The sequence below is a fragment of the Streptomyces sp. NPDC048434 genome (assembly GCF_043200375.1).
Taxonomy (GTDB): Bacteria; Actinomycetota; Actinomycetes; order Streptomycetales; family Streptomycetaceae; genus Streptomyces.
In genome coordinates, this window is record NZ_JBICXQ010000023.1 from 91563 (window position 1) to 117596 (window position 26034).

At 72.7% G+C, this 26034-nt stretch carries 25 protein-coding genes, 1 pseudogene and 1 riboswitch; of the genes and pseudogenes, 11 read left to right on the forward strand and 15 right to left on the reverse strand.

Annotated features, from left to right (window positions below; translation table 11 throughout):
* Nucleotides 1-85: 85 nt before the first annotated feature.
* Complete coding sequence (gene cobN / locus ACGFWI_RS25910) at nucleotides 86-3688, reverse strand: cobaltochelatase subunit CobN (RefSeq protein ID WP_393908413.1); 3603 nt, start codon at nucleotides 3686-3688, stop codon at nucleotides 86-88.
* Nucleotides 3689-3725: 37 nt separating this feature from the next.
* Nucleotides 3726-3851, reverse strand: a riboswitch (cobalamin riboswitch).
* A 166-nt stretch (nucleotides 3852-4017) separates the two neighbouring features.
* Here cobN and cobG point away from each other — a divergent pair.
* The 3 genes from cobG to ACGFWI_RS25925 all read left to right on the forward strand — a co-directional run bounded on the left by cobG (nucleotide 4018) and on the right by ACGFWI_RS25925 (nucleotide 7770).
* Nucleotides 4018-5376 carry a precorrin-3B synthase gene (cobG, locus tag ACGFWI_RS25915; RefSeq protein WP_393908414.1) on the forward strand — a complete coding sequence of 453 codons (1359 nt, stop codon included), beginning with the start codon at nucleotides 4018-4020 and terminating at the stop codon, nucleotides 5374-5376.
* A gap of 91 nt (nucleotides 5377-5467) precedes the next feature.
* A complete protein-coding gene (locus ACGFWI_RS25920) occupies nucleotides 5468-6100 on the forward strand; it encodes a precorrin-8X methylmutase (protein WP_393908478.1) in 633 nt (210 codons plus the stop codon).
* Between the two features lie 2 nt (nucleotides 6101-6102).
* Entirely contained in the window at nucleotides 6103-7770 is a 1668-nt protein-coding gene (locus ACGFWI_RS25925) for a precorrin-2 C(20)-methyltransferase (RefSeq protein WP_393908415.1), read from the forward strand.
* A gap of 64 nt (nucleotides 7771-7834) precedes the next feature.
* On the opposite strand, the gene ACGFWI_RS25930 is transcribed toward ACGFWI_RS25925, so the two are convergent.
* The 5 genes from ACGFWI_RS25930 to ACGFWI_RS25950 form a co-directional block, all read right to left on the reverse strand.
* Nucleotides 7835-8644 carry a hypothetical protein gene (locus ACGFWI_RS25930; protein WP_393908416.1) on the reverse strand — a complete coding sequence of 270 codons (810 nt, stop codon included), beginning with the start codon at nucleotides 8642-8644 and terminating at the stop codon, nucleotides 7835-7837.
* A 45-nt stretch (nucleotides 8645-8689) separates the two neighbouring features.
* Nucleotides 8690-9172, reverse strand: a complete 483-nt coding sequence (locus ACGFWI_RS25935) for a hypothetical protein (protein ID WP_393908417.1) — start codon at nucleotides 9170-9172, stop codon at nucleotides 8690-8692.
* A gap of 303 nt (nucleotides 9173-9475) precedes the next feature.
* Complete coding sequence (locus tag ACGFWI_RS25940) at nucleotides 9476-9685, reverse strand: DUF397 domain-containing protein (RefSeq protein WP_393908418.1); 210 nt, start codon at nucleotides 9683-9685, stop codon at nucleotides 9476-9478.
* A 22-nt stretch (nucleotides 9686-9707) separates the two neighbouring features.
* On the reverse strand, nucleotides 9708-9917 hold the full coding sequence (locus ACGFWI_RS25945) for a DUF397 domain-containing protein (protein ID WP_393908419.1): 210 nt from the start codon (nucleotides 9915-9917) through the stop codon (nucleotides 9708-9710).
* The gene (locus ACGFWI_RS25950) at nucleotides 9914-10738 is read right to left on the reverse strand and encodes a helix-turn-helix domain-containing protein (RefSeq protein WP_393908420.1); all 825 of its coding nucleotides are present in this window, start codon (nucleotides 10736-10738) and stop codon (nucleotides 9914-9916) included. The genes ACGFWI_RS25945 and ACGFWI_RS25950 overlap by 4 nt, the downstream gene beginning before the upstream one ends.
* Nucleotides 10739-10869: 131 nt before the next feature.
* Between ACGFWI_RS25950 and ACGFWI_RS25955 the strand changes: the two genes are divergently transcribed.
* Nucleotides 10870-11097, forward strand: a complete 228-nt coding sequence (locus tag ACGFWI_RS25955; protein ID WP_393908421.1) for a hypothetical protein — start codon at nucleotides 10870-10872, stop codon at nucleotides 11095-11097.
* A 114-nt stretch (nucleotides 11098-11211) separates the two neighbouring features.
* Here the strand turns inward: ACGFWI_RS25955 and ACGFWI_RS25960 are convergent, their stop codons facing one another.
* Nucleotides 11212-11991, reverse strand: coding sequence for a cobalt-precorrin-6A reductase (locus ACGFWI_RS25960; RefSeq protein ID WP_393908422.1), 780 nt, complete (start codon nucleotides 11989-11991; stop codon nucleotides 11212-11214).
* 17 nt (nucleotides 11992-12008) lie between these two features.
* Between ACGFWI_RS25960 and ACGFWI_RS25965 the strand changes: the two genes are divergently transcribed.
* The gene (locus ACGFWI_RS25965) at nucleotides 12009-13202 is read left to right on the forward strand and encodes a cobalt-precorrin-5B (C(1))-methyltransferase (RefSeq protein WP_393908423.1); all 1194 of its coding nucleotides are present in this window, start codon (nucleotides 12009-12011) and stop codon (nucleotides 13200-13202) included.
* Nucleotides 13203-13226: 24 nt separating this feature from the next.
* On the opposite strand, the gene ACGFWI_RS25970 is transcribed toward ACGFWI_RS25965, so the two are convergent.
* Nucleotides 13227-13592 carry a hypothetical protein gene (locus ACGFWI_RS25970; protein ID WP_393908424.1) on the reverse strand — a complete coding sequence of 122 codons (366 nt, stop codon included), beginning with the start codon at nucleotides 13590-13592 and terminating at the stop codon, nucleotides 13227-13229.
* Nucleotides 13593-14235: 643 nt separating this feature from the next.
* On the opposite strand from ACGFWI_RS25970, the gene ACGFWI_RS25975 reads away from it, so the two are divergent.
* Nucleotides 14236-14454, forward strand: coding sequence for a hypothetical protein (locus ACGFWI_RS25975; protein ID WP_393908425.1), 219 nt, complete (start codon nucleotides 14236-14238; stop codon nucleotides 14452-14454).
* A 191-nt stretch (nucleotides 14455-14645) separates the two neighbouring features.
* On the opposite strand, the gene cobM is transcribed toward ACGFWI_RS25975, so the two are convergent.
* The 3 genes from cobM to ACGFWI_RS25990 form a co-directional block, all read right to left on the reverse strand.
* The gene (gene cobM, locus ACGFWI_RS25980) at nucleotides 14646-15419 is read right to left on the reverse strand and encodes a precorrin-4 C(11)-methyltransferase (RefSeq protein ID WP_393908426.1); all 774 of its coding nucleotides are present in this window, start codon (nucleotides 15417-15419) and stop codon (nucleotides 14646-14648) included.
* Entirely contained in the window at nucleotides 15416-16732 is a 1317-nt protein-coding gene (gene cbiE, locus ACGFWI_RS25985; RefSeq protein WP_393908427.1) for a precorrin-6y C5,15-methyltransferase (decarboxylating) subunit CbiE, read from the reverse strand. Before cbiE ends, cobM begins: the two co-directional genes overlap by 4 nt.
* A gap of 232 nt (nucleotides 16733-16964) precedes the next feature.
* Nucleotides 16965-17234 carry a hypothetical protein gene (locus ACGFWI_RS25990; protein ID WP_393908428.1) on the reverse strand — a complete coding sequence of 90 codons (270 nt, stop codon included), beginning with the start codon at nucleotides 17232-17234 and terminating at the stop codon, nucleotides 16965-16967.
* 226 nt (nucleotides 17235-17460) lie between these two features.
* Here ACGFWI_RS25990 and ACGFWI_RS25995 point away from each other — a divergent pair, with 226 nt between their 5' ends.
* The 3 genes from ACGFWI_RS25995 to ACGFWI_RS26005 all read left to right on the forward strand — a co-directional run bounded on the left by ACGFWI_RS25995 (nucleotide 17461) and on the right by ACGFWI_RS26005 (nucleotide 20442).
* A complete protein-coding gene (locus ACGFWI_RS25995; protein WP_393908429.1) occupies nucleotides 17461-18480 on the forward strand; it encodes a cation diffusion facilitator family transporter in 1020 nt (339 codons plus the stop codon).
* Between the two features lie 93 nt (nucleotides 18481-18573).
* A complete protein-coding gene (locus ACGFWI_RS26000) occupies nucleotides 18574-19239 on the forward strand; it encodes a hypothetical protein (protein ID WP_393908430.1) in 666 nt (221 codons plus the stop codon).
* Nucleotides 19240-19446: 207 nt separating this feature from the next.
* Nucleotides 19447-20442 (forward strand): hypothetical protein, encoded by a 996-nt coding sequence (locus tag ACGFWI_RS26005; protein ID WP_393908431.1) that lies wholly within the window; start codon nucleotides 19447-19449, stop codon nucleotides 20440-20442.
* A gap of 7 nt (nucleotides 20443-20449) precedes the next feature.
* Here the strand turns inward: ACGFWI_RS26005 and ACGFWI_RS26010 are convergent, their stop codons facing one another.
* A complete protein-coding gene (locus tag ACGFWI_RS26010; protein ID WP_393908432.1) occupies nucleotides 20450-21391 on the reverse strand; it encodes an NADP-dependent oxidoreductase in 942 nt (313 codons plus the stop codon).
* 431 nt (nucleotides 21392-21822) lie between these two features.
* Between ACGFWI_RS26010 and ACGFWI_RS26015 the strand changes: the two are divergent.
* Together ACGFWI_RS26015 and ACGFWI_RS26020 are read left to right on the forward strand one after the other, a co-directional pair.
* Nucleotides 21823-22152, forward strand: a pseudogene (locus ACGFWI_RS26015) (winged helix-turn-helix domain-containing protein); the annotation flags it as partial.
* Nucleotides 22153-22226: 74 nt separating this feature from the next.
* A complete protein-coding gene (locus tag ACGFWI_RS26020) occupies nucleotides 22227-23384 on the forward strand; it encodes an ABC transporter ATP-binding protein (RefSeq protein ID WP_393908433.1) in 1158 nt (385 codons plus the stop codon).
* 94 nt (nucleotides 23385-23478) lie between these two features.
* Here ACGFWI_RS26020 and ACGFWI_RS26025 read toward each other — a convergent pair whose 3' ends face one another.
* Genes ACGFWI_RS26025 through ACGFWI_RS26035 form a run of 3 tightly spaced genes read right to left on the reverse strand, consistent with a single transcriptional unit; the run spans nucleotide 23479 to nucleotide 25846 of the window.
* A complete protein-coding gene (locus ACGFWI_RS26025) occupies nucleotides 23479-24429 on the reverse strand; it encodes an ABC transporter substrate-binding protein (protein ID WP_393908434.1) in 951 nt (316 codons plus the stop codon).
* The gene (locus tag ACGFWI_RS26030; RefSeq protein ID WP_393908435.1) at nucleotides 24426-25100 is read right to left on the reverse strand and encodes an ABC transporter permease; all 675 of its coding nucleotides are present in this window, start codon (nucleotides 25098-25100) and stop codon (nucleotides 24426-24428) included. Before ACGFWI_RS26030 ends, ACGFWI_RS26025 begins: the two co-directional genes overlap by 4 nt.
* Nucleotides 25097-25846 carry an ABC transporter permease gene (locus ACGFWI_RS26035; protein ID WP_393908436.1) on the reverse strand — a complete coding sequence of 250 codons (750 nt, stop codon included), beginning with the start codon at nucleotides 25844-25846 and terminating at the stop codon, nucleotides 25097-25099. Before ACGFWI_RS26035 ends, ACGFWI_RS26030 begins: the two co-directional genes overlap by 4 nt.
* Nucleotides 25847-26034: the final 188 nt, after the last annotated feature.

The window sequence follows — 26034 nt, forward strand, 5'->3', positions numbered from 1 at the left end:
GGGCGGGGCCGGGACGGCCGAGCGGGCCCGGTCTCCGGGCCCCGGCCGCCTGCCGACCGGGACGGGACGGACCCCGCCCCCGGCGTCAGTCCTCCCCCTCCAGCTCCCCTTCGGTCTCCAGGAACGCCTGCCGCAGGGCCGCCAGCGTCTCGGCGTCCGGCTTCTCCCACATACCGCGGGATTCGGCCTCCAGGAGGCGTTCGGCGATGCCGTGCAGGGCCCAGGGGTTGGCCTCCTGCAGGAAGTCGCGGTTCTCGGGGTCGAGCACGTAGGTCTGGGCGAGCTTGTCGTACATCCAGTCGGCGATCACGCCCGTGGTGGCGTCGTAGCCGAACAAGTAGTCCACGGTCGCGGCGAGTTCGAAGGCGCCCTTGTAACCGTGGCGGCGCATCGCCTCGATCCAGCGGGGGTTGACCACCCGGGCGCGGAAGACCCGGGAGGTCTCCTCGACGAGGGTGCGGGTGCGGACCGTCTCCGGACGGGTGGAGTCACCGATGTACGCCTCCGGGGCCTTGCCCTTGAGCGCCTTGACGGTGGCGACCATGCCGCCGTGGTACTGGAAGTAGTCGTCGGAGTCCGCGATGTCGTGCTCGCGGGTATCGGTGTTCTTGGCGGCGACCGCGATGCGCTTGTAGGCGGTCTCCATCTCGTCCCGGGCCGGCCGGCCTTCGAGACCGCGGCCGTAGGCGTAACCGCCCCAGACGGTGTAGACCTCGGCGAGGTCGGCGTCGGTGCGCCAGTCGCGGGAATCGATCAGCTGGAGCAGTCCCGCGCCGTACGTCCCCGGACGGGAGCCGAAGATGCGGGTGGTGGCGCGCCGCTCGTCGCCGTGCTCGGCCAGGTCGGCCTGGGCGTGGGCGCGTACGAAGTTGGACTCCGCGGGCTCGTCCAGGCCGGCGGCGAGCCGTACTGCGTCGTCGAGCAGGCCGATGACGTGCGGGAAGGCGTCACGGAAGAAGCCGGAGATGCGCAGGGTGACATCGATACGGGGGCGGCCGAGCTCGGCCAGCGCGATGGGCTCCAGGCCGTTGACCCGGCGCGAGGCGTCGTCCCATACGGGGCGGACCCCCAGCAGGGCGAGGGCCTCGGCGATATCGTCGCCGCTGGTCCGCATCGCGCTGGTGCCCCACAGGGACAGACCGACCGACTGCGGCCAGTCGCCGTTGTCGGTGCGGTAGCGCTCCAGCAGGGAGTCAGCGAGGGCCTGGCCGGTCTCCCAGGCGAGGCGGGAGGGGACGGCCTTGGGGTCGACGGAGTAGAAGTTACGGCCCGTCGGCAGGACGTTGACCAGGCCGCGCAGCGGGGAGCCGGAGGGACCGGCCGGAACGAAACCGCCGTTCAGCGCGTGCACCGCGTGGTCGATCTCGTCGGTGGTGGCGGCGAGGCGCGGGACGACCTGGCGGGCGGCGAAGTCGAGGATGTCGGCGACCGCGGCCGGGTGCCCCTCGGCGGTCCCGGCCACCGCCGCCGGGTCCCAGTCCGCGTCCTCCATCGCCTGGACCAGCGCGCGGGCCGTGGCCTCGGCCTCGTCGGCGGTCGTCCGGGTCGCGGCGGACTCGTCGAGACCGAGCGCCTCGCGCAGACCGGGCAGGGCGGACGTACCGCCCCAGATCTGGCGGGCGCGGAGGATGGACAGGACGAGGTTGACGCGGGCCTCGCCGGCCGGTGCGCCGCCCAGGACATGCAGACCGTCGCGGATCTGGGCGTCCTTGACCTCGCACAGCCAGCCGTCGACGTGCAGCAGGAAGTCGTCGAAGCCCTCGTCGTCCGGGCGGGCCTCCAGGCCCAGGTCGTGGTCGAGCCTGGCGGCCTGGATCAGCGTCCAGATCTGGGCGCGGATCGCGGGCAGCTTGGCCGGGTCCATGGCGGAGATGGCCGCGTACTCGTCGAGCAGCTGCTCCAGGCGCGCGATATCGCCGTAGGACTCGGCGCGGGCCATCGGCGGGACGAGGTGGTCGACGAGGGTGGCGTGGACCCGGCGCTTGGCCTGGGTGCCCTCGCCCGGGTCGTTGACCAGGAAGGGGTAGACGAGCGGGAGATCGCCGAGGGCGGCGTCCGGGCCGCAGGCCGCGGACAGCCCGGCGTTCTTGCCGGGCAGCCACTCCAGGTTGCCGTGCTTGCCCAGGTGGACCATGGCGTCCGCGCCGAATCCGCCGTCGTCGGCCGAGGCCGCGATCCAGCGGTACGCCGCCAAGTAGTGGTGCGAGGGCGGCAGATCGGGGTCGTGGTAGATCGCGATCGGGTTCTCGCCGAAGCCGCGCGGCGGCTGGATGAGGATGAGGAGATTGCCGCGGCGCAGGGCGGCCAGCACGATGTCGCCGTCGGGGTTGCGGCTGCGGTCGACGAACATCTCGCCGGGCGGCGGCCCCCAGTGCTGCTCGACGGAGTCCCGCAGTTCCTGCGGGAGCGTGGCGTACCAGCGCTTGTAGTCGGCGGCCGGGATACGGACCGGGTTGCGGGCGAGCTGCTCCTCGGTCAGCCACTCCTGGTCGTGGCCGCCGGCCTCGATGAGGGCGTAGATCAGCTCGTCGCCGTCGCCGGACACGAGGCCGGGAACCTCTTCGGTGCCGAAGTCATAGCCGTCGGCCTGCAGACGGCGCAGCAGCGCGACGGCGCTGGCGGGGGTGTCCAGGCCGACCGCGTTGCCGATCCGGGAGTGCTTGGTCGGGTACGCGGACAGCACCAGGGCGAGGCGCTTCTCGGCGGCCGGGATGTGGCGCAGCCGGGCATGCCGGACGGCGATGCCGGCGACCCGGGCGGCGCGCTCGGCGTCGGCGACGTACACCGGCAGACCGTCCTCGTCGACCTCCTTGAAGGAGAACGGAACGGTGATCAGCCGGCCGTCGAACTCGGGGACGGCGATCTGCGAGGCGGCGTCCAGCGGCGACAGCCCCTCGTCGCTCTCCTCCCAGGCACTGCGCGGCCCGGTCAGGCACAGGGCCTGCAGGATCGGAACGTCGAGGGCGGCCAGCGCGCCCGCGTCCCAGGACTCGTCATCGCCGCCGGCGGAGGCCTCGGCGGGCTTGCTGCCGCCCGCGGCGAGGACCGTGGTGACCAGGGTGTCGGCGGCCCGCAGCTCCTCGATCAGCTCCGGCTCGGGGGCACGGAGGGAAGCGACGAAGAGCGGGCGGGCACGGCCGCCCGCCGCCTCGATCTGCTCGCACAGGGTCCGTACGAAGCCGGTGTTGCCGCTCATGTGGTGGGCGCGGTAGTAGAGCACGGCGATCAGCGGGCCGGTCTCGTTGCGGGCTTCCCACTCCAGCGGGCCCCAGCTGGGGGCGGGCGCGGGCGGCTCGAAGCCATGACCGGTCAGCAGCACCGTGTCGGAGAGGAAGCGGGCGAGCTGGTCGAGATTGGCGGGCCCGCCGTGCGCGAGGTAGGCGTGCGCCTCGGCCGCGATGCCGACCGGGACCGTGGACTGCTCCATGAGCTGGGCGTCGGGGGCCTGTTCACCGGTGAGCACGACGACCGGCCGGTGCTGGTCCTCGGCGAGCAGCACCTCCAGGCCCTCCTCCCAGGCCCGGATCCCGCCGAGGAGACGCACGACGACGAGGTCGCAGCCCTCCAGCAGTGCGGGCAGCTCGGCGACGTCGAGACGGGCGGGGTTGGCGAGCCGGTACGGCACGGGACCCGTGGCCGCGCGGGCACTGAGCAGGTCGGTGTCGGAGGTCGACAGCAGCAGAAGCATGCGAGCGCAGGCCTTCCTCGGGGTGTCCGCGCCCCGGGTGGTCGTAAGGACGGCGGGAGTTCCTGGCTCGCCCGGCAGGCCGGGTTCACAGTGGCGGGACCGCGCCGGATTCTCACCGGGCTTCCTCCCTAGGGCCGTAGGACCCTGCGCCGTCGCTGGCGTCGGCGGGCCAGCCGACCCACCGACCTGCATAGTAAGGGCTGTGGCCGGGCGAGGTAAGCGGGCCTCCTGGCAGGCCGCGGCGGGACGGGGGCGTGCACGCGGCGGGCCGGGTGCATGGCCGGATCCGGCCCGGATCGGCGCCCACCCCCGTGGGTATGCTCGCGGCCATGCCGCCCTCCCCCTCGACACGGCCGCAGGCCGCCGCACCGCCTCTGCGCGACCGCGGTGACGCCTGCCCGGGAGCGCTGCGGCTGCATACGGCCGCCGACGGCAATCTCGCCCGTATCCGGGTACCCGCCGGAGATTTGACGGCCCGTCAGGCCACTGTCCTGGCCAACGCCGCGGAACTGCTCGGCGACGGCCACCTCTCCCTCACCTCCCGCGGCAACGCCGAGCTCCGCGGCCTTGCGGAGGACTGCGGCGCCCGGCTCGCCGGTCTGCTGCGCGACGCCGGTCTGCTGCCCTCCGAGCGCCACGAACGCATCCGCAACATCCTCGCCTCCCCGCTGGCCGGACTGGACCGGCACACCCCTTCTGACGTGCGACGGTGGGCCCGTGAGCTGGACGCACTGCTCTGTGCGAGCGAGTCAGCGACCGCCCTCTCCGGCCGTTTCCTGTTCGTTGTGGACGACGGACGGGGCGATGTGGCGGCGCTCGGCGGAGATGTGAGCTTGCTCGCAGAACCGGACGGGGACCGGACCGGACCGGCGGGCAGCGCCCTGCTGCGGGTCGGCGACGATCCGGCGGCGCTGCGGATCGCCGGCCCGGACGTACCGCGCGCCGCGCTCACCGCCGCCGAGGCCTTCCTGACCGCCGCCGGGGCGAGCGGCAGCGGCGCCTGGCGGGTCCGCGAACTCCCGGACGGGCACGGGCTGAGCGCCCTGGACGTGGCCGACGCGCTGCGGTCGGCGGGCATCGGGGCCGCGTACGTGCCCGAGGCTCCCGCACCCGGAACCCGCACCTCCCCGCCGTATGCGGACTCCTCCGCCCCCGGCATCGTCGAGGGCCCCGACGGCGACCGGGCGCTCTCGGTCCTGGCGCCGCTGGGCCGGCTGTCGGTGGCCCAATGGCGGCTGCTGACCGCGATCGCCGCCGACGACGGCGCCGGCGCACTGCGCCTCACCCCGTGGCGCGGCATCGTCCTGCCCGGACTGCCGGCCGCCGCGGCACCCGGCCGGCTGGCGGAGCTCACCACCGCCGGACTGATCACCGACCCGGCCTCCCCCTGGCACCGCCTGGGCGCCTGTACGGGCCGCCCCGGCTGTGCCAAGTCCCTCACCGACGTACGCGCCGACGCCACGGCCGCCGTCGCCGCCGGCACAGCCGTCCCGGACGAAGCACCCACCGGCCCGCCTCCCGAGGGTGTCCCCGTGTACTGGTCGGGCTGCGCACGCCGCTGCGGTCACCCGCACGGCACCTGGGTCGACGTGCTGGCCACGGCGGAGGGCTACCGGGTAGCACTGGTACGTCCGGACACCGCACCGGACACCGCACACACCGCGGCGGCCCCGCCCCCGGCCCCATGAACCGCCCCGAAGCCCCATGCCCCACCCCATGAATCACCCGAGTCCCCCGATCCCCCCGAGCCCTCCCGCACCCGACAACCCCGAGGCCACAGTGACCGCGTTCGACTACGAGAAGGACGGTGCGGCGATCTACCGCCAGTCCTTCGCCACCATCCGCGCCGAGGCGGACCTCGCCGGGCTGCCCGCCGACGTCAGCCAGGTCGCGGTCCGGATGATCCACGCCTGCGGCATGGTCGACCTGGTACGCGATCTGGCCTTCACCCCCGACGTGGTGGCAGCCGCCCGCAAGGCGCTGCACGCCGGTGCGCCGATCCTCTGCGACGCCAACATGGTCGCCAGCGGCGTCACCCGTAAGCGGCTGCCGGCCGGCAACGAGGTGCTGTGCACCCTCGCCGACCCGTCGGTCGCGGACCTGGCCGCCCGGAGGGGGACCACCCGCAGCGCCGCGGCCCTGGAGCTGTGGCGGGACCGGCTGGAAGGCGCCGTGGTCGCGTTCGGCAACGCCCCCACCGCCCTCTTCCGGTTCCTCGAAATGATCGAGGAAGGCGCGCCCCGCCCGGCCGCCGTCATCGGCATACCCGTGGGCTTCATCGGCGCCGCCGAGTCCAAGGACGCGCTGATCGCCCATCCGTCGAAGCTGGACCACATCGTGGTGCGCGGACGCCGGGGCGGCAGCGCCATGGCCGCGGCCGCGATCAACGCCATGGCAAGCGAGGAAGAGTAAGCGTGAGCGAGCAGCAGGCAACCGGTGACGGCAGCGTCGCGACGACGGCCGGCCCCGGCCGCCTTTACGGGGTCGGTCTCGGCCCCGGCGACCCGTCCCTCATGACGGTCCGGGCGGTCGACGTCATCGCCGGCGCCGACGTCATCGCGTACCACAGCGCCCGGCACGGACGCTCGATCGCGCGCTCCATCGCCGCCGAGCATCTGCGCGCCGACCACATCGAGGAGGCGCTGGTCTACCCGGTCACCACCGAGTCGACCGACCATCCCGGCGGCTACCGGGGCGCCCTGGACGAGTTCTACGAGTCCGCGGCCGCCCGCCTCACCGTCCACCTCGACGCCGGCCGCACCGTCGCCGTCATCTCCGAGGGCGACCCGCTCTTCTACGGCTCCTACCAGCACATGCACAAGCGGCTGGCCCACCGCTACCCGACCGAGGTCATCCCCGGCGTCACCTCCATCAGCGCCGCCGCGGCCCGCCTGGGCAAGCCGCTCGCCGAGGCCGACGAGGTCCTGACGATCCTCCCCGGCACGCTCCCGGAGGAGGAACTGACCGCCCGTCTGGCCTCGACCGACACCGCCGTCGTCATGAAGCTCGGCCGCACCTTCCCCACCGTCCGCCGCGCCATGGAACGCGCCGGCCGCCTGCCGGAGGCCCACTACGTCGAGCGCGCCACCATGCCCGGCGAGCGCACGCGGAAGCTGGCGGACATCGACGCGGAGACGGTCCCGTACTTCTCGGTCAGCGTCGTGCCGAGCCGTATCGCGGACGTTCCGCCGCCGGCGATGGCCACACGCGCCGAGGGTGAGGTGGCCGCGCAGCCCGGCAGCAGCACCGGCGAGTCCACGTCGGCCGACGGTCCCGGCGAGGTAGCCGCATCGCCGGACAGCACCGACGAGTTGGCCGCGTCACTCGACGAGCCCGGCGAGGTGGTCGTCGTCGGCACCGGCCCGGCCGGCCCGCTCTGGCTGACCCCCGAATCCCGTGGCGCCCTGGCCGCCGCCGAAGACCTCGTCGGCTACACCACCTACCTGGACCGCGTCCCGGTACGTCCCGGCCAGCGCCGCCACGCCTCTGACAACAAGGTCGAGTCCGAACGCGCCGAACTCGCCCTCGACCTGGCCCGGCGCGGCCGTCGGGTGGCCGTGGTCTCCGGCGGCGACCCGGGCATCTTCGCCATGGCCACCGCCGTCCTGGAGGTCGCCTCCCAGGACCCGTACCGCGCCATCCCCGTACGCGTCCTCCCGGGCGTCACCGCCGCCAACGCCGCCGCCGCCCGCGCCGGCGCCCCCCTCGGCCACGACTACGCGGTCATCTCCCTCTCCGACCGCCTCAAGCCCTGGGAAGTCATCGCCGAACGCCTCCACGCGGCCGCGGGCGCCGATCTGGCCCTGGCCCTGTACAACCCCGGCTCCCGCAGCCGTACGTGGCAGGTCGGCAAGGCCCGCGAACTCCTCCTGGAACACCGCGCGCCCGACACCCCGGTCATCCTCGCCCGCGACATCGGCGGCCCCGGGGAATCCGTCCGCACCGTCCACCTGGCCGACCTGGACCCGCTCCAGGTCGACATGCGCACGCTCCTGATCGTCGGCTCGTCCCAGACCCAGGCGGTACGGCGCGACGACGGGACCGAGGTGGTGTGGACGCCGCGGAGGTATCCGGAGGGGTGAGCCGGGGCTTTCCGAGCCCTGCCGGCCTCAGCGAGTGGGGGATGCATCCCCCTGCCCACGGATCTCAGACCTCCGAAGAGACCGTGATGAGGATCAGGCCCGAGAGTCCCGTCACCGCCCGGATCGAGTCCGCGAACACCTCGGTCGTCCACGCGGCCACATCCGTGGACCACTCCCGCACGCCGCAGCGGAAGGCGAGCGCCCGGCGCAAGCCCTCGGCCTGCACCTCCCCGGCGAGAGGACCGGCGAGCCCCGGAGTCGTCGTGCCGGCGGGCTTGAAGACCTCCACCGTCATGTGCTGATACGTGCGTTCAAGTGCCGCTTCGCGGATCTCGGCGGCCCGTGCGGCGAGGTTGGCCGACGGCAGGGCGGACACGGTGACCGTCAGCGAGGCCGCGCCGGACGGGTCGGCGAGGGCGAACCAGTCGGCCACTTCGGCGAGTTCGATGCGGGCGTCCCCGGCGCGGTGCAGCGGCACGAGGGCGTGTGTGCCGGTGAGGCGGATGGTGCCGACGCGGCGCAGCGCGTCCGAGAGGACCGTGATGACGGGCAGGATCGGGAGGCGGCGGGCGCGCTGCTTCTTGCCCGGAGTGTTCACGGGCCGGGGAAGCGACGACTGCAGCCAGGCCAACTGATGGACCTGGCCGTCCTGCGTCCAGTCGCCGTCCGCGTCGTTGTGGTCCCAGAGGTTGTCGGCGGGCTTGTCCGTAAGGGCGGTGGAACTCCAGGCATAGGCGGACGCCCGCTTCACGGCGAGGCTGAAGACGTCCTCGTCGAGGTCGAACTCGGCGCTCACCCGGTCGATCCAGGGATACCGGTCCAGTACGCCGTGCAGTCCCACGATGAGGGTGGCGCCCGGACCGGTATCACTCATGGTCGTACTCCTGGATCAAGCGGATGGAATGGCAGAACTAGACAATCAGACGCCGCACTTGACCGTGACCGGCTTCGTGTAGGCCTTCTCCGGCGAGTCGGCCACGCCGATGAGGTCGACGTCGATCATGGTGCGCCACTGGTGCTTGCTGCTGTTCGCGCACTTCTTGCGCGCGACGACCCGACGGGCGCTGCCGCCGTTGCCGGACTTGAGGTTCTTCGCGTTCTTGGCGACCGAGTGCCACGTCCTGCCGGACTTCATCTGCAGCCAGATGGTGACCTTGGCCTTGGTACCGGGGCCGCTGACGTGGGTCCACCAGGCGTGGGCGGACGCCGTGCGCGGCGGGGTGCTCGAAATGTGCACGCGGTCGCCGTTGGTGATGAAGACGCCGGGGCCGTTCGCGGTTGCCGGCGCGGCCATCACGGGGGCCGGCGCGGGGGCCGGCGCGGCCGGCGCAGCCATCGCGGGGGCGACGGAGCCGCCGAGCAGTGCGGCGGCCAGAGCCGCCGACGTTATGAGGGTGCGCATGCGCATGGTGTGGTGTCCTCCGTTGGTCATGATTCCGTGTGCGCGGGATGTGCCGACGGTGGACGGATCTGACGTATTCATGTCATATCGGACATGCCATACCCGCGCCGGTCAAGCGCAGGCGTGTGACATGACGTCAGCTCCGATAGAGCATCCCCGTGATCCCCGTTCCCCCGTGGGCGGCCGGCAAGATCAATGCCGTCCGCGCACCGGCAGGTTACGGGGGAGCACGCAGTGGCGCAATCGCATTACGTGTCGTCAGCAAACCGATCGCTTCCACGGCTTGCCGGCCGCCCGTTGTCCTCAGCTCAGTTGGTTCACCTTGACGGTGGCTATGAACGCCGACCACGCCTCGGCCGGGAAGACCAGCACACCGCCAGCCGGGTTCTTGCTGTCACGGACAGGGACGGCGCCGGGGAAGCCGTCGGATATCTCGACGCAGTTGTTGTCTCCGCCGTCGCTGTAGCTGCTCTTGCGCCACGCGAGGGCGGCCGGGTTCGGGATCGTCATCATGTCTGCTGTCCTCCCCTAGCCCTCAGCTCAGTTGCTCAGCCTTCACGGTGGCTATGAACGACGACCATGCGCCGGCCGGGAAGAGGAGCACACCGCCGGTGGGGTTCTTGCTGTCACGGACGGGGACGGCGCCGGGGACGCCGTCGGATATCTCGACGCAGTTGTCGGCTCCCCCATCGCTGTAGCTGCTCTTGCGCCACACGGCCTCGACCAGGTCGGGGTTGCTGTTCATGGTCTGCTGCCCTCCACCAACTGCCGGATGAATACTGCTGAATCAGGCGGCGAGAGTGCCGCGTCGCGAAGCTGATCGTAAGACAGGCGGTATCGCTCAACATCCGCTGGCTCTTCGAGCAGTTCGCCTGACTTGTTGCCTTCCAGGTAGGCAACAGCACCACCGTCCGCCAACCACAAGAGCCAGAGTGAACCACCCATCAGGCTATGCACTCCGGCGGCGAAGGGAAGCACCTGGATGGTCACATGCTGAGCCTCGGCAGCCTCTGAGATGCGCACCAACTGGTCATGCCAGATCTTGGGATCGGGCACCGGTCGGCGCAATGCCGACTCGTCAAGGATGACTCGGACATGCGGCGGTCGGTCACGCTGCAGCAACTCCTGTCGGCCCAGTCGTGCGGCGACGGACTCTTCGAGCTCGTCGGGGTCTATGGGCGTCGGCGAAGACGACAGCGAGAACGTGGCGAAGTCCTCGGTCTGCAGCAGGCCAGGAACCGCGATCGCATACGAATGCAGGATCGTCGCCTTCGCCTCCAGCTGCATGAACAGCCGGTACTTGTCCTTGAAGGCATCCAGTCGCGCCAAGCCCCACAAGTGCACCAGCAGCTCACCCGTGCCGTAGACCCGGTCCAGCGCCTCCATGACCGGCAGCTTGGAGAGACGTTCGCCGGTCTCCAGGCGGTGCAGGTAGGTGCGGTCGTAGTTGGTTTCGTCGGCGAGCTGGGCCAGCGACTTGCCGGACGCCTCCCGTAACCGCTTGAGCTCGCCGGCGAGGACCCAGCGAGCCGAACCCTCGTACTCCTCGGAATTCTTTTCGACCATTCCCCAATCCCCCTGTTGTCCCGTTCTGACGGCAACGCCAACTCCCTTTCGGCAGCGTCCCGTTGTGACGACTCTAGGGCCGTGAACGGGCTTTTGCAGCCCAGTCAGGATCCGAACGGAGAAGAGGAAAAATGGGAATGGCGGAGCGCAGCCCGGCGGCCGGGAAGCTCAGGGACGCGGAGCAGGCGTGCGGCGAACTGCGGGCGGCGCTGAAGGGCGCGGGCATCACCCTGCCGTCGCTGGCCGTGGACCCGGTCTCGCTGGCGGATCACTTTCCGCGGCCGCTCGTGGAGCTGGGGCGATGTACCCCGGAGGTCGCGCGGCGGCTCGCGGATGCGGTGCGGGCGTGCGCCCCGTGAGTGAGGCGAAGGGTGATTCCGCGACCGTCCGTGACCCGAGCGGTGACGACGAACCAGAGGAATCCGTAAAGCGCCGCGAAGAATTAGCGCAAAGGGTCCGCGAGGCCAATCACCTCAGTGTGAATCGGCCTCGCTGAAAAGGCTGCGGACCCAGTTCGCGGCTTCGTCCGGGCCTGCCGCGACCGGAACTCCCTCCGGCAGAGGCGGCCGCCGTACGACCACCACCGGCACCCCCGCCTCCCGCGCCGCCGTCAGCTTGGCGGCGGTGGCGGCGGCACCGCTGTCCTTGGTCACCAGGACGTCGATGCGGTGTTCCCGGAGCAGCTCCCGCTCGCCGTCCAGGGTGAACGGGCCCCGGTCGAGAAGAGTGGTCATCCGCGGCGGGTACGGGGGCTCGGGCGCGTCCACCGAGCGGACGAGGAACCAGAGGTCGGTGAGGTGGGCGAAGTGGGCCAGGCCCATGCGGCCCGTGGTGAGGAAGATGCGGGTGCCGAGGGCGGGGAGCGCGGCGGCGGCCTCGTCCAGGGAGGTGACCTGGTGCCAGGTGTCGCCGGGTCCCGGTACCCAGCCGGGCCTGCGGAGGGCGAGCAGGGGAACATGGGCGGTGGCGGCGGCCAGGGCCGCGTGGTGACTGATCGTGTCGGCGAAAGGATGGGTGGCGTCGATGAGTGCTTCCACCGCGTGCTCGCGCAGCCAGCGGGCTTGGCCCTCGGGGCCGCCGAACCCGCCGATGCGTACCTCCCCGGCGGGCAGCCGGGGCGCGGCGACCCGGCCGGCGAGCGAGGTCGTCACGCGCAGGGACGGCTCCGGTGCCAGCGCGGCGGCCAGGCGGCGGGCCTCCGTCGTACCGCCGAGGATCAGTACATGGCGTGGCGGGCGAGCTGCGTCGGGCATGGGATGTGGGTTCCTCCGTGGCTGAAGCGCAACCGCAGGGTACGGGCAAGGCCACGGGCGGGCGTAGCGCGCAGCTCGCGCACACCGGGCTGCGGCCCGGCTGGACGACCGGCGCCTGTGCGACGGCGGCGAGCACGGCCGCGTACACGGCGCTGCTGAGCGGCGCGTTCCCCGACCCGGTGACGATCACGCTGCCGAAGGGGCAGACGCCGTCCTTCGCCCTGGCGGTGGAGGAGCTGGCACCGGGGCGGACGGCCGCCACGGCGGGAGTGGTGAAGGACGCGGGCGACGATCCGGATGTGACGCACGGGGCGCTCGTCCGGGCCACCGTGCGGGCGCTGCCCGCCGGGTCGGGGGTCGTCTTCAAGGCCGGTCCTGGGGTCGGGACCGTGACCCGGCCCGGCCTGCCGCTGGACGTCGGTGAGCCGGCGGTCAATCCCGTACCGCGGCAGATGATGCGGGAGCACCTGGCCGAGGTCGCCCGGCGATATGGCGGTGGTACCGGGGCGGCGGCCGACGTCGAGGTCGAGATCTCCGTCGATCACGGGGAGGAGATCGCCCGGAGTACCTGGAATCCGCGGCTGGGAATTCTGGGCGGGCTGTCGATCCTGGGGACCACCGGGATCGTGGTGCCGTACTCCTGCTCGGCCTGGATCGACTCCATCCGGCGGGGTGTGGACGTGGCGCGGGCGGCGGGGCGGCGGCATGTGGCCGGGTGTACGGGATCGACGTCGGAGAAGGCCGCCGTCGCGCTGCACCACCTGCCCGAGGATGCACTGCTGGACATGGGGGATTTCGCGGGGGCGGTGCTGAAGTACATCCGGCGCCATCCGGTGGAGCGGCTGACCATCTGCGGCGGATTCGCCAAGCTGTCCAAGCTGGCGGCCGGGCATCTGGATCTGCACTCCGCGCGGTCCCAGGTCGACAAGGGGTTCCTGGCCGAGCTGGCCCGTCGGGGCGGGGCGGACGAGGCGCTGGCGGAGGCGGTGGCACAGGCCAACACGGGCCTGGCGGCGCTGCAGTTGTGTGCCGCGGCGGGCGTCCCGCTGGGGGATCTGGTGGCGGCGACGGCGCGTGACGAGTCGCTGGCCGTACTGCGGGGCGCGCCCGTCGCGGTCGATGTCATCTGTATCGACCGTGCGGGGATGGTGGTGGGGCGGGCGGAGCCGCGGGGTCCGGGGGACGCCCGTCAGGGAGGCGCGCTCCGGTGAACGGCTCCGCCGCCTCCGCACCTGTCAGTTGCGGAACCCGCGACCGAGCCGGTTGGCCGCGCAGTCGTTGCCGCGGCCGGTGATCCTTCCCAGCGCCGTCCCGAGGGCACAGGTGGTCAGCTGCAGCGGGTTGTCGCGGAACCTCCCCGGGCGGTTGAAGCGCCCTTCCCGGCGGTCGTAGCGGCCTACCGGGCGGCCGTTCATCAGGGCGGGCTGGTCGTTCATCCGGGGCGGGGTGTCGTGCATCCATGGCGAGCTGTCGTGCGTCTGTCCCGGGGTGTCCTTGGCCTGCGCGACGTGGTCCGTGCCGTCGGCTCCGGCGACGTTGCCGCCGAAAAGTGTCAGCAGGGCTGCGGCGGCGACCACACCGGCGGCCAGTCTGGTACGCATCGTGGCGTACTCCTTTGCTTCGGCCCCCCTTGGGTGTCGCAGCTTCCTTACCGGCCCCGGGGAGCCGAGTAACGGACATTCACCCCGATGCGGTCATATGGTCAGCCGGACGGTCCCGGAGGGGCTGCCGGCAGGCGGTCGGCGGGGCGCGCGCAGCCCCCTGTGCGTACATTTACCTTTTTGCGGTACGCCAGGGCGCCTTTCGCATCGAAAATTACCGAAAGCGTGACCACGCCAGGACCGGCCGATTCCCATGCCGCCGATGCGCAGGAAATGTCTACATCTCACACCATCTCGCTCACCGGGCGTTCGGCGAACCGTACCCGCAGATATACCCGAAACGGGCTTATGAAAGGGATTCCCCCAGGCAGCCGGCCCGCGGCTGCCGTACGACGATTCGCCGGTCAGAAGCAGCCAAAGCCGCACGTCAGGAGATTATTGCGCCGAATTGCCCACCGGATAAAAACCCGGCCGATAAGTTGCCGGGCGGCCCATTGGCGTGGTTGCATCCTGCCAGCACACGGGTCGTCACCATGGACGCATCATTTCCGCGTCAGGAGACCCTGGAACGGCCGGATTTGCTTTACCGGCAATTCCGCCCGGGTGAGTTCAGAACCCACAGCAGTGAAGGGAAGAGCGCGCCATGCGTAACGGCTTCACCCCTGAGATCGACACCTGCGAGATTTCCGACGGCGAGCTGGACAACATTTCCGGTGGCCTCGCCGGCGCCGGTGCCGAGGTCGCCGGGCACGGCGCCGCCGCGAACGTCGGCGATGTCGTCGGGACCGCCGAGTCCCTCGTGTCCTCCACGCCCGTCGGGCAGCTCGCCGGTCTGGCCACCATGCACACCACCAGCGGCTGAGTGCCGGCCCTCGCCGCCGGCACCGAGGTCGGCGGCGAGGAAGGCGTGACGGCCAGGAGCATGAACCGGCCCACCGGTACCTGCGCGTGCCGGTGGCGCCGGGCGGAACCCCGGGGCCGCCGGTCCCGGGGTTCCGGCAGTTCCGGACGGAGGGGAACCCGCAGGCGCCGGCCACGGACCCGGCGCGTCGGCTACGGGGTCTCCGGCGCCTCGCACGGCGCATGGGGCCGCTCGCGGTCCGCCGAGTAGAGGTGGCTGTCGCGGAACTGCTCGGCGCCCAGGGTGCGGCCGACCATGATGACGGCCGTACGGACCACGCCCGCGGCCTTCACCTGGTCGGCGATATCGGCGAGGGTGCCGCGCAGGACCAGTTCGTCGGGGCGGGAGGCCATCGCGACGACGGCGGCCGGGCAGTCGGCGCCGTAGTGCGGCAGAAGTTCGGCGACGACCCGGTCGACGTACATCGCGGCCAGGTGGAGGACCAGCAACGCACCGCTGCGGCCGAGGGTGGCGAGGTCCTCGCCCTCGGGCATGGGGGTGGCGCGCTGGGCGACGCGGGTGAGGATGACGGTCTGGCCGACGGTGGGGACGGTCAGCTCGCGCTTGAGGGCGGCGGCCGCCGCGGCGAACGCGGGGACGCCCGGCACCACCTCGTACGGCACCCCGGCCGCATCCAGCCTGCGCATCTGCTCGGCGACCGCGCTGAAGACGGACGGGTCGCCGGAGTGCAGCCGGGCGACGTCGTGGCCCTCCTCGTGGGCGCGGACCATCTCGGCGGTGATCGTGTCGAGGTCCAGCTGCGCGGTGTCGACGAGCCGGGCGCCGGGCGGGCACTCGGCGAGCAGCTCGCGCGGCACCAGGCTGCCCGCGTAGAGGCAGACCCCGCAGGAGGCGAGCGTACGGGCGCCGCGCACGGTGATCAGGTCGGCGGCGCCGGGACCCGCGCCGATGAAGTGGACGGTCATGGTTGCTCGGTCTCCTGGGGGAGGGAGGACGGGGACGGGGAGGCGGCCGGTGGCTTCACGGCCGACCACTGGGTGACCGGCATCGCCTGCCGCCAGCCCGTGAAGCCGCCGACCGGCACCGCATGGGCGACCGCGAGCCGGACCAGTTCACCGCCGTGCTGCCGGTAGCGGTCGGCGAGCAGCGCCTCGGACTCCAGCGTCACGGTGTTCGCGACGATCCGGCCGCCCGCCGGCAGCGCCTCCCAGCACGCGGCCAGCAGGCCGGGGGCGGTCAGCCCGCCGCCGATGAACACCGCGTCCGGCGTGGGCAGTCCGTCCAGCGCGGCGGGCGCGGAGCCGTGAACGACGCGCAGTGCCGGTACGCCGAGCGAGCGCGCGTTGCGGCCGATCCGCTCGGCCCGTACGGCGTCGCGCTCGACGCTGAGGGCGCGGCAGCTGCGGTGTGCCCGCAGCCATTCGACGGCGATGGAGCCGGAGCCGCCGCCGATGTCCCACAGGAGTTCGCCGGGAGCGGGTGCCAGCGCGGCGAGGGTGGCGGCGCGGACATGGCGCTTGGTGAGCTGGCCGTCGTGTTCGTAGGCGGCGTCGGGGAGGCCGGGGACGGTGGCCAGCGGCGGGGTGCCGGGCTCGCGGCGGCAGTCGAGGGCGATGACGTTCAGGGGGTCGGCGGGCGGTGCGTCCCAGTCGGCGGCGGTGCCCTCGGCCGTCCGCTCGCGGTGGCCGCCGAGTTGCTCCAGTACCCGCATACGGGTCGGGCCGAAGCCGTGTGCGCGCAGCAGGGCGGCGACCTCGGCGGGGGTGCCGGCACCGGCGGACAGCACCAGCAGGCGGTGGCCGTCGTACAGCGCGCGGGCCAGGTTCTCGGTGGGCCGCCCGACGAGCGTGATGACCTCGGTGTCCTCCAGCGGCCAGCCGAGGCGGGCGCAGGCGTAGGAGACGGAGGAGGGGTGGGGGAGGATGCGGAGCCGTGGCCCGCCCCGGGCCGCTTCCGCCGCCCCGTCCGCCAACACCTCGGTCAGCGTCCGCCCGATCCCGTAGAACATCGGGTCGCCGCTGGCCAGCACGCACACCCGGCGCCCGGCGTGCGCGGCCAGCAGTCCGGGGACGGCAGGGCGCAGGGGCGACGGCCACGGGACGCGCTCACCGGCGCACTCCCCGGGCAGCAGCGCGAGCTGGCGGGGGCCGCCGATCAGCACCTCGGCGCTGCGCAGGGCCTGCCGGGAGGCGTCGGGCAGCCCGTCCCAGCCGTCGGCCCCGATGCCGACGACGGTGACGGGTTCAGGAGCGGCCGGGGCGGGTGGTGCGGGGCTCACTGCCGAGTACCTCAGAGGTCGGGAGGGGCCGGCCCCGGGAGGGGTGCCGGTCCGGGGGACGGGAGCCGAACTTTACTGACCGGTCGGGTCACGCGGTCCCGCTGCCCCCCACGAATCCCCGCAAGGCCGCGGCACGCCTCACCGGCCGCGGCGCGCTGGAGCCGCACCCCGTACACGCCTACAGCAGCGGCGGCCGCCGTGCCGGGCGGCCGTACTCATCCGCCCCACGCCCTCACGCCAGCAGTGCGGTCAGGAACTGCCCGGAGAACAGAAACGCCGCGCAGAAGCCCAGGCCCGCCGGCAGCCACTGCCAGATGCCGCGCGGGGAGTCGAAGCAGACCAGGTAGCCGAGGACGGCGACCACGCCGGTCAGGGCGCCCAGCCAGAAGGGGAGGCCGTCGTGGTGCGTGGACAGGATGGCGACGGCGGCCAGCAGGCCGAGCACCGCCAGGATCTGGCCCTTGCCGGGTGCGGGCCGCGCGATCTCGCCCGTAGCGCTCATAGCGCCGGATGCTACCCGGGCACGGGGACCTCGGCGGCTTCCCACGCCAGCCGGGAGCGGACATCCGCACTCCGCTTTCGGCACCCGCTCCCCTCCTCATCCGCACCGCTCTGACCAGGCACGATAGGCCGTTCGACGGTAATGACAACGGTCACCGATGCAGCCTTTGGATCTTTTGCCGAAGTGCGGTTTGCTTCGGAACGAGGAGCCAGGAAGGAGCGCGCCCATGACCCAGGACGCCCACAGCCACGGGCACAGCCACAGCCACGCCCACGGGGTCGCGCCGGACGCCGACCGGCGCTGGCTGCGTTCCGCGCTCATCCTGCTCACCGCGTACATGGCGGTCGAGGTCGTCATCGGTGTCGTGGCGCAGTCCCTGGCACTGATCTCGGACGCCGCCCACATGCTCACCGACGCGGTCTCGATCGTGCTGGCCCTGGTCGCGATGCGGCTGGCCGCGCGGCCCGCGCGCGGTGGCTACACCTACGGGCTCAAGCGCGCCGAGATCCTCTCCGCCCAGGCCAACGGCACCACCCTGCTGCTGCTGTCGGTCTGGCTGGCGTACGAGGCGGTCCAGCGGCTGATCTCGCCGCCCGCGGTGACCGGCGGGCTGGTGCTGGTCACCGCGCTGTCCGGGATCGTGGTGAATCTGATCTGCACCTGGCTGCTGTCCCGGGCGAACCGCTCCAGCCTCAACGTCGAGGGCGCCTACCAGCACATCCTCACCGACCTGTTCGGGTTCGTCGCCACCGCCCTCGCCGGTCTGATCGTGCTGACGACGGGCTTCGAGCGGGCGGATGCGATCGCCTCGCTGGTGGTCGTCGCGCTGATGCTGCGGGCCGGTACGGGGCTGGTGCGCGAGTCCGGACGGATCTTCATGGAGGCTGCACCGGCCGGCGTCGACCCGGACGCGCTGGGCGAGCATCTGGTCGCCACGGACGAGGTCGTCGAGGTGCACGATCTGCACATCTGGCAGATCACCTCCGGGCATCCGGCGCTGTCGGCGCACATCCTGGTGGCGCCGGGCGGCGACTGCCACAAGGTCCGCCGCAGTCTGCAGGAGCTGCTCAGCGGCGAGTACGGCATCGGCCACGCCACCCTCCAGGTCGACCACGTCGGTGAACAGGGCACGCCCGATGACGTCCTGACGCTGGGCCCACGGCCCGGACCCGATCCGGAGCAGCAGGCCGGCCACTGCGAGGACGCCCATGGTCCGGTGCACCGGTCGGGGCCGAACCGACAGTGAGGGACGGGGCCGCCGCCCCTCACTCGGGTGAACCCGGCCCGGGAGGAGGCCGCCTGCCGCCGGTGACGGGGGCCGCGGTGCTCGGATGACGGCATGAGAACCGCCGCTGTCTGCGCACTGCTGTGCGCCGCCACGCTCCCCGGACCGTCCGCCGCCGCGTACGCCCCGCAGGCACCGCTCACCGCGGGGTACGCCCCGCGGGCTCCACGCACCGCCGGGCACGCCCCGCAGGCACCGCCCGCCGTCTCGGTCACGGTGGCGGTGACCGACGGCCGGGACGACGCCGAGGCCGGCAAACGGCTCGACTACCGGATCACCGTGCACAACCTGGGCCCCACCGATGTCCACCGGGCCCGCATCGAGCAGGAGATGCCGGCCACCACGACCTCCGCCGCCGCGCCCGGCGCCACCGTCGAAGGGCGCGGCGTGGGCCGGCAGAAGGCCGTCTGGCGCTCCGATCTGCCCGCGCACGACATCCAGGTGTTCACCGCCTCGGCCGTGCTCGGCGACCGCGCCGACCTCACCGGCAGCGCGGCCCCCGGCACCCTGCGCGCCGCCGCCACGGTCTGTGTCTACGTGGGCGAGTCCTTCGCCCCCACGGCCTGCTCGGGCGATCTGGACGACTTGCCGGAGACGCATGCGGAGGCCGAGGACGGCGACGGCTGGGTGTGGTGGGCGGCGGCCGCCGCGGCCGCCGCGCTGTTCGGGCCGGGGGTGGTACGGGCGGTACGGCGGCGGCGCGCCGCGCAGCCACGCTGAGCCCCGGGAGGGCGCGCCCCGGGGCCCGTCCGGAAGGCCGGGGCCGCGCGCCGGGTCACCCGTTGGCACCGGCCCCGCTCGCGGACGGCGGGCGTTCGCACTTGCCTGGGAGAGGGCCCGTGGGGCACGTCGTGGGGGGTCTTCCCGGACCCGGCCGATCCATCGGACGCGCCCCGTTCCGCCGCCGGGCAGGAAGGACCAGACGCGATGTCAGCGAGCGCACCCGTACGCCCCGGCGGGCGGGTGACGGAGGGGGAGCGGTCGTCGCGGCCGCTGTGGCGGCGCGGGCGGGCGGCGGCCGGCGGGGTGCTGCTGCTGTTGGGGGCGTTGCTGGTGCCGCTGAGTCTGGCCGCGACCTGGGCGCGGGCCGAGCTGACCGAGACCGACAGCTATGTGGCGGCGGTCGCCCCGCTGGCCGGGAACGCCGCCGTCCAGGACGCGGTCGTCGACGATGTGACGGACGGGGTGATGGCGCATGTCCGGCTCGACGGGCTGCTGCACGCCGTCCCGCGCGCCGAACGTCCCGCGCTGCGGAAGCACTTCACCCGCGGCCTCCGCGAGTTCGTGGACAAGCAGGTACGGCAGGTCGTCACCGGTCGCGGCTTCCCCGCGATGTGGAACGGAGTGCACCGCACCGCCCACCGGACCTTGGACGGCAGTCTGACCGCCCCCGGCCGCTCCGCGGTCACCCTTGATCTCACCCCCGTCGTGGAGCGGGTCAAGCATCAGCTGTCCCACAACGGCATGGGGCTCGACATCCTCCGCCGGGTGCCGAGGGCCGGGGTGGAGATCGTGCTGCTGAAGGCACCGGACGTGCCGCGGATCGCGGCCGTCTACAAGGTCGTGCAGACCGGGGCGCTGCTGTTGCCGCCCGCCGCGGCGCTGTGCCTGGCCGGCGGGCTGCTGCTGACGCGGCGCCGGCGGCGCGCGCTGATCTGTACGGGGCTGGGCTGCGCCGCGGCCGCCGCCCTCCTGGCCGCCGCGCTCGCGCTGGCCCGCAGCCGTGCCCTGGACGCGCTGCCCGCCATGATCTCCCGGCCCGCCGCGCACGCCTACGCCGATGCGCTCGCCGGCCCGTTGCTCACCGGGGTCTGGGGAGTGGTCGGCGCGGGCATCCTGACCGCGGCGCTGGCCGCGGCGGGACCGCCGACGACCCGGACGCTGCTCGCGCGCCGGCTCGCCCGCGCCGCCGACGGCCGCTGACCTCCGCTCAGATCGCCAGGACCGTCTTGCCCTGTGCCCGGCCGGTACGGCTGGCCTCCAAGGCCTCCGGCGCCTCTTCCAAGGCGACCTCGCGTCCTACGAGGACCGTCAGACGGCCCGCGTCGACCTGGCCGGCGAGGATCTCCAGCAGCTGCTGGGAGGGGCGGTTGACGAAGTTGAAGCCGCGCAGGTTGTTGTCGGTCAGCTCGTCGGCGTCGGCCGAGCCGATGAGCGAGACGGCCGTGCCCCCGTCGCGTACGGTCCGGGTCAGCTCGCCGAACTCACGGGGCCCGCTGGTCATATCGATCAGCACATCGACGCCGTCCGGATGGGCCGCGAGGACCTGGTCGGCGACCGGTCCCACGGTGTGGTCGACGGTCTCCGCGGCACCCAGCGTCCGCATCAGCTCCGCCTTGGCCGGGCGCGCGGTGGCGATCACCTCGGCGCCGCGGCCGGACGCCAGCTGGGTGGCGAAGGTGCCGACGCCGCCGGTCGCGCCGACGATCAGCACCCGGATGCCCTCGGTGACCCGGGTCTCCTCGACCAGGTTGTATGCGGTCATGCCGGCCGTCGGCAGCGCCGCGGACGTGGCGTAGGTGACGCTGCGGGCGGCGTGCGCGAGGCGGCCCTCGTCGGCAACGGCGAGTTCGCCGTACGAACCGCCGCCCTGATCCGGCCGCTGGAACTGGCCGAACACCGCGTCGCCGACGGTGAACCGCCGTACGCCGTCCCCGATCGCGAGTACCTCGCCCGCGCCGTCCGCCCCCAGGACGAGGGGGAAGACGGCCGGTACGGCATCCCCGAACATGCCATCGGCGATCTTCCAGTCGATGGGGTTGAGTCCGGCGGCGGACAACCTCACCAGGACCTCACCGGGCCCTGGTTCGGGCTGTGGCAGATCCATGAGCTGCGGCTTTTCACCGAATGCGCTGACTGCTACGGCTCTCATCGTGGCGTTCCCTTCCACCCTTCCGACCGGTGGCCGAAGTGGATCGTAAGCACGCCGGTGGGGCCGGACGCGGCAGGAGGAGAGGCGGTGCGGCCGAAGCAACTCGTACGGCCCCTCACGCCGGGGCTGTCCGGCCCTCCGTTCGGCGGGGCGCGGCCGTTGGGGCCCCCGGGCCGGCCGTGCGGTCCACGCCGACGGCGCTCCCCGCCGCGTTTCCTCCGGGCCGGGGCGCCTCCCGGCTCCGGGCGCGCCTCCGGCTCCGGGCGGCTCCCGGCTCCAGCGTGGTGAATTCCCCGGTCCGCGGGTCGCGGCGCAGGGTGGTTCCGGCCCCGCACGGTCCGCCTCGGGTACATATGACGCCATGCGCGTACTGGTCGCGGCGGCCGAGGAGTTGGCCGCGGACATGATGGCCGCGGGGCTGCGCCGTGCCCGTCGACACCGTGCGCCGGCCGGCCGTACGCGACGGCCGGGCGCCGGCGCGGTCCCGCACGGAATGCGGGGTGCTGGAGGTGCTGCTGCGCGCCCGTGGCGCGGTGGTCGGCGGCGACGAGCTGATCGAGGAGGTCCGGGAGGAGCACACCAGCTACCGCACCAACGCCGTCCGCGTCACGCTCGGCAGGCTGCGCGCCCAGCTCGGCGACCCGCCGGTGATCCAGACCGTGCCGGGCGCCGGTTACCGCGTGGGCGACGGGGTGGGCGCGGCCGACCTGCCGGTGCCCGTCGGGGAGCCGGAGGCGGGAGCGGTGCCGGGAGCGGTCTGACGGCCCGTAACCCCGTCCGCACCCGATTGCCCGCCTGACGGGTCCGCTCGCGGGCCGCGGGATTCAATGGCTCAATGATCCGGTTCGAGTCCGTCACCAAGCGCTACCCCGACGGGACCACCGCCGTCGACGACCTCTCCTTCGAGGTCGGCGAGGGTGAGCTGGTGACGCTGGTCGGACCGTCCGGCTGCGGCAAGACGACGACGATGATGATGGTCAACCGGCTCATCGACCCCACCCACGGGCAGATCTATGTCGACGGCTCGGACGTCGCCGGTGTCGACCCGGTCGAACTGCGCCGCCGGATCGGCTATGTCATCCAGCAGACCGGCCTCTTCCCCCACCGCACCGTCCTCGACAACACCGCCACCGTGCCCTTTCTGACGGGCTGGAAGAAGGCCACGGCACGCGAGCGGGCCGCCGAATTCCTGGAGCTGGTCGGCCTGGACCCGGCGGTCTACGGCTCGCGCTACCCCGAACAGCTCTCCGGCGGCCAGCGGCAGCGGGTCGGGGTGGCCCGTGCGCTCGCCGCCGATCCACCGGTGCTGTTGATGGACGAGCCGTTCGGTGCGGTCGACCCGGTCGTCCGCGACCGGCTGCAGAAGGAGTTTCTGCGGCTCCAAGCCACCATGCACAAGACGGTGCTGCTGGTCACCCATGACATCGAGGAGGCCATCCGGCTCGGCGACCGGATCGCGGTCTACGGGGAGGGACGGATCGAGCAGTACGACACCCCCGCGAGCGTCCTCGGCGCCCCCGCCACCCCCTACGTCGCCGAATTCGTCGGTACCGACCGCGCGTTGAAGCAACTGTCGGTCACCGGTATCGACATCGGCGACCTCGAACACCCTCCACTCGTCGGGCTCGGCGAACCCGCCGCGGACGCCGCGAGACGGCTGCGGGCCGAGGGCGCCCGCTGGGCGGTGGTGCTGGACGAGGACGGCGCACTGCATGGCTGGGCGGGCACGGAGGAGCTGGCGGGAGTGGCGGGCACGGTTGCCGGTCATGCCCGCCGGATGGAGGCCTGGGTGCCGGTGACGGGCACCCTCAAGGCGGCCTTCAGCGAGATGCTCAAACACGATGCCGGCTGGACCGCGGTCCTGGACGGCCACCGGTTCCTGGGCGTCCTCACCCCGACAAAGCTCCATGAGGCACTGCGCCGCACCATCGACTCCGATGAACGGGGAGTACCCCGGGAGCGGGCCGAGGTGGATTCCGTTCCTACGGAGTGAGCTCGCAGGGTGGGCCGGGGCTGTTCCACGTGAAACGCCTCGCCCTGCCTGCCTGGCGTTTCACGTGAAACAGCCCCGCCCTCACCGGCCGATGTCAGCCCTTGGGTAACAGCCCTTTGGACTGGAGGTAGTTGCGGGCCACATCCGCCGGCAGTCGCCGCCAGCTGTCCACCTGCTCGTTGAGGTGCGCCAGGTCGGCGGTGGTCAGGACCTTGTTGAGGCGGTTGAGGGCGGCGGCCACCCGTTCGCTGCCCGCGCGGGCGCGGTTGACGACGGGGACGACGTAGTCGGCGTTCTGGAGTTTTTTGTCGTCGGCAAGCAGCACCAGACCGAACTGGTCGAGGGTGGCATCGGTGCTGGTGGTCAGCACCATCTGGTCCTGCCCGTTCTGTACGGCCTGTTTGGCCGGCGTGGTGCCGACGCCCTTCGGATCGATGGCCGTGATGTTGATCCCGTACCGCTTCCTGAGCCCCGGCGCGCAGAACGGCCGCTGCACACACTCATCGCCCGCCGCCAGACGCACCGGCAGCTTGGCGCGGCCCAGGTCGCTGAGGGTCTTGAGATGGTGCTTGCGGGCGAATGCGGCGCTCACCGCGAAGGCGTTCTGGTCGACGGCCCGGCCGGCCGGGAGCACGGTCAGACCGCGGGGGCCGGCGAGCCGGCGCAGCGCGGCCATGGTCGCACCGCGGTCCGGCGAGGCGACCGGGGCCGCCTTGGCTCCCTTGTCCTTGGCGTTGAGCCAGTCGGCGGAGGTCGCGGCGTACTCGGGGACCACATCGATCTGCCCGGCCTCCAGGGCCGGTTCGTACAGCTCACGGTTGCCGACCGTCAGGACATGGGTGCGGTATCCGGCGTGGCTGAGCAGCGCCGCATACATCTGGGCGAGCAGCTCGCTCTCCGTGAAGCCCGCCGAGCCGATGGCCAGATCGCGGCTGTCGCCGGGGGAGGCGGTGATCGCGGAGCGGGTCTCCAGGGAGGGGCCGCCGGCGCAGGCCGAGAGCCCGAGGGCAGTGAGGACCGCAAGCGCCGCGGCAGCCGCTCTCACCGGATCCGCCCCCGCGCCCAGTCCGGCACGAACCGCTGCGCCAGCTCGAAGGCGGCCTCCATCAGCAGCGCGAACACCGCGACCAGCACCGCGCCGGCGACCACCTGAGGCGTGCTGGCCAGGTTGAATCCCGCGGTGATGATCCGGCCGAGGCCGCCGCCGCCCACCAGCGCGGCCAGCGTGGCGGTGGCCACCAGCTGGACCGCGGCGATCCGGATGCCGGTCACGACGAGCGGAAAGGCGAGCGGCACCTCGACCCGCCACACCAGCTGTGTCCCGGTCATCCCCATGCCCCGCGCGGCCCGCACCACGCTCTGGTCCACCTCGCGCATCCCGACGTACGCATTGGTCAGCAGCGGCGGAATGGCGAACAGCACCAGCGCGATGATCGTCGGCCACTGCCCGTACCGTCCGATGGGCGTCAGCAGAAGCAGGACCAGTACGGCGAAGGTCGGCACCGCCCGGCCGATATTGGCGAGATTGACGGCCAGCGCGCCACCGCGGCCGAGATGGCCGAGGGTCAGCGCGACCGGCAGTGCGATCAGGGCACTGATGACCAGGCAGGCGAAGGTGAGCACGAGGTGCTGTTCGAGACGGTGCCAGACCCCGTTCTCACCGGACCAGTTGGCGGCCGTGGTCAGCCAGGTCCACACCGCGGAGAGGGTGTTCATGTCCGCCGCCCGGCGGCTGTGGCCGGCCGCTTCGCTCCCCCGCCGGCCCGGGTCCGCACCCGCGCCTTGCGTCCGGCCCGGCGCCAGGGGGTGAGCAGCCGTTCCGCGCCGAGCAGCAGCAGGTCGAAGACGATCGCGATGAGCACGCACAGCACGGACGCGGTGAGCACCTGCGCCTTGAAGAAGGAGTTCATTCCGGCGTAGATGAGGTTGCCCAGCCCGCCGTACCCGACGATCGCCCCGACGGTGGTGAGCGCGACGGCCGAGACGGTGGCGATCCGCAGCCCGGCCATCGCGGCCGGCACGGCCAGCGGCAGTTCGATGGCCAGCAGTTGGCGCATCGGCCCGTACCCCAGGCCGCGGGCGGCCTCCTTGGCCTCGGCGGGGACCCCGTCCAGCCCCGCCAGGATGTTCCGTACGAGCAGGGTGAGGGAGTACAGGGCGAGGCCGACCACGACGAGGGTGGCGGACAGCCCGTAGACCGGCAGCAGCAGCGAGAACATCGCCAGCGACGGGATGGTGTAGATGACCGTGGTGATGCCGAGCACCGGTCCGACCGTCCAGCGCCTGCGGCGGGCCAGCAGCGCCAGCGGGACCGCGATCACCAGCCCGAGCGCCACCGAGATCACCGTCAGCTGGATGTGCTGGCCGACCGCGTCGAGCAGGATCTGCCGACGGGTGCTCAGGTAGTCGCCGCAGATCCAGTCGTTACGGGCCAGGCAGTCGTCCGGCGGCGGTGCGGTCACGGTACGAGTCCACCCCGGCGGGGGCGGGGTGTCGCGGCGGACGCGTCCGATCGGGGTGGGCGCGGACGGCCTCCGCCGACGGCCGCTCCGCCCGCCCCCTTCCTCTCCCCACCTCGCGTACACACCCCACGTATACACACAGCGTGTACTGCCTATGTATAGTCCAGCTGAGCCTGTTCGACCCGGGT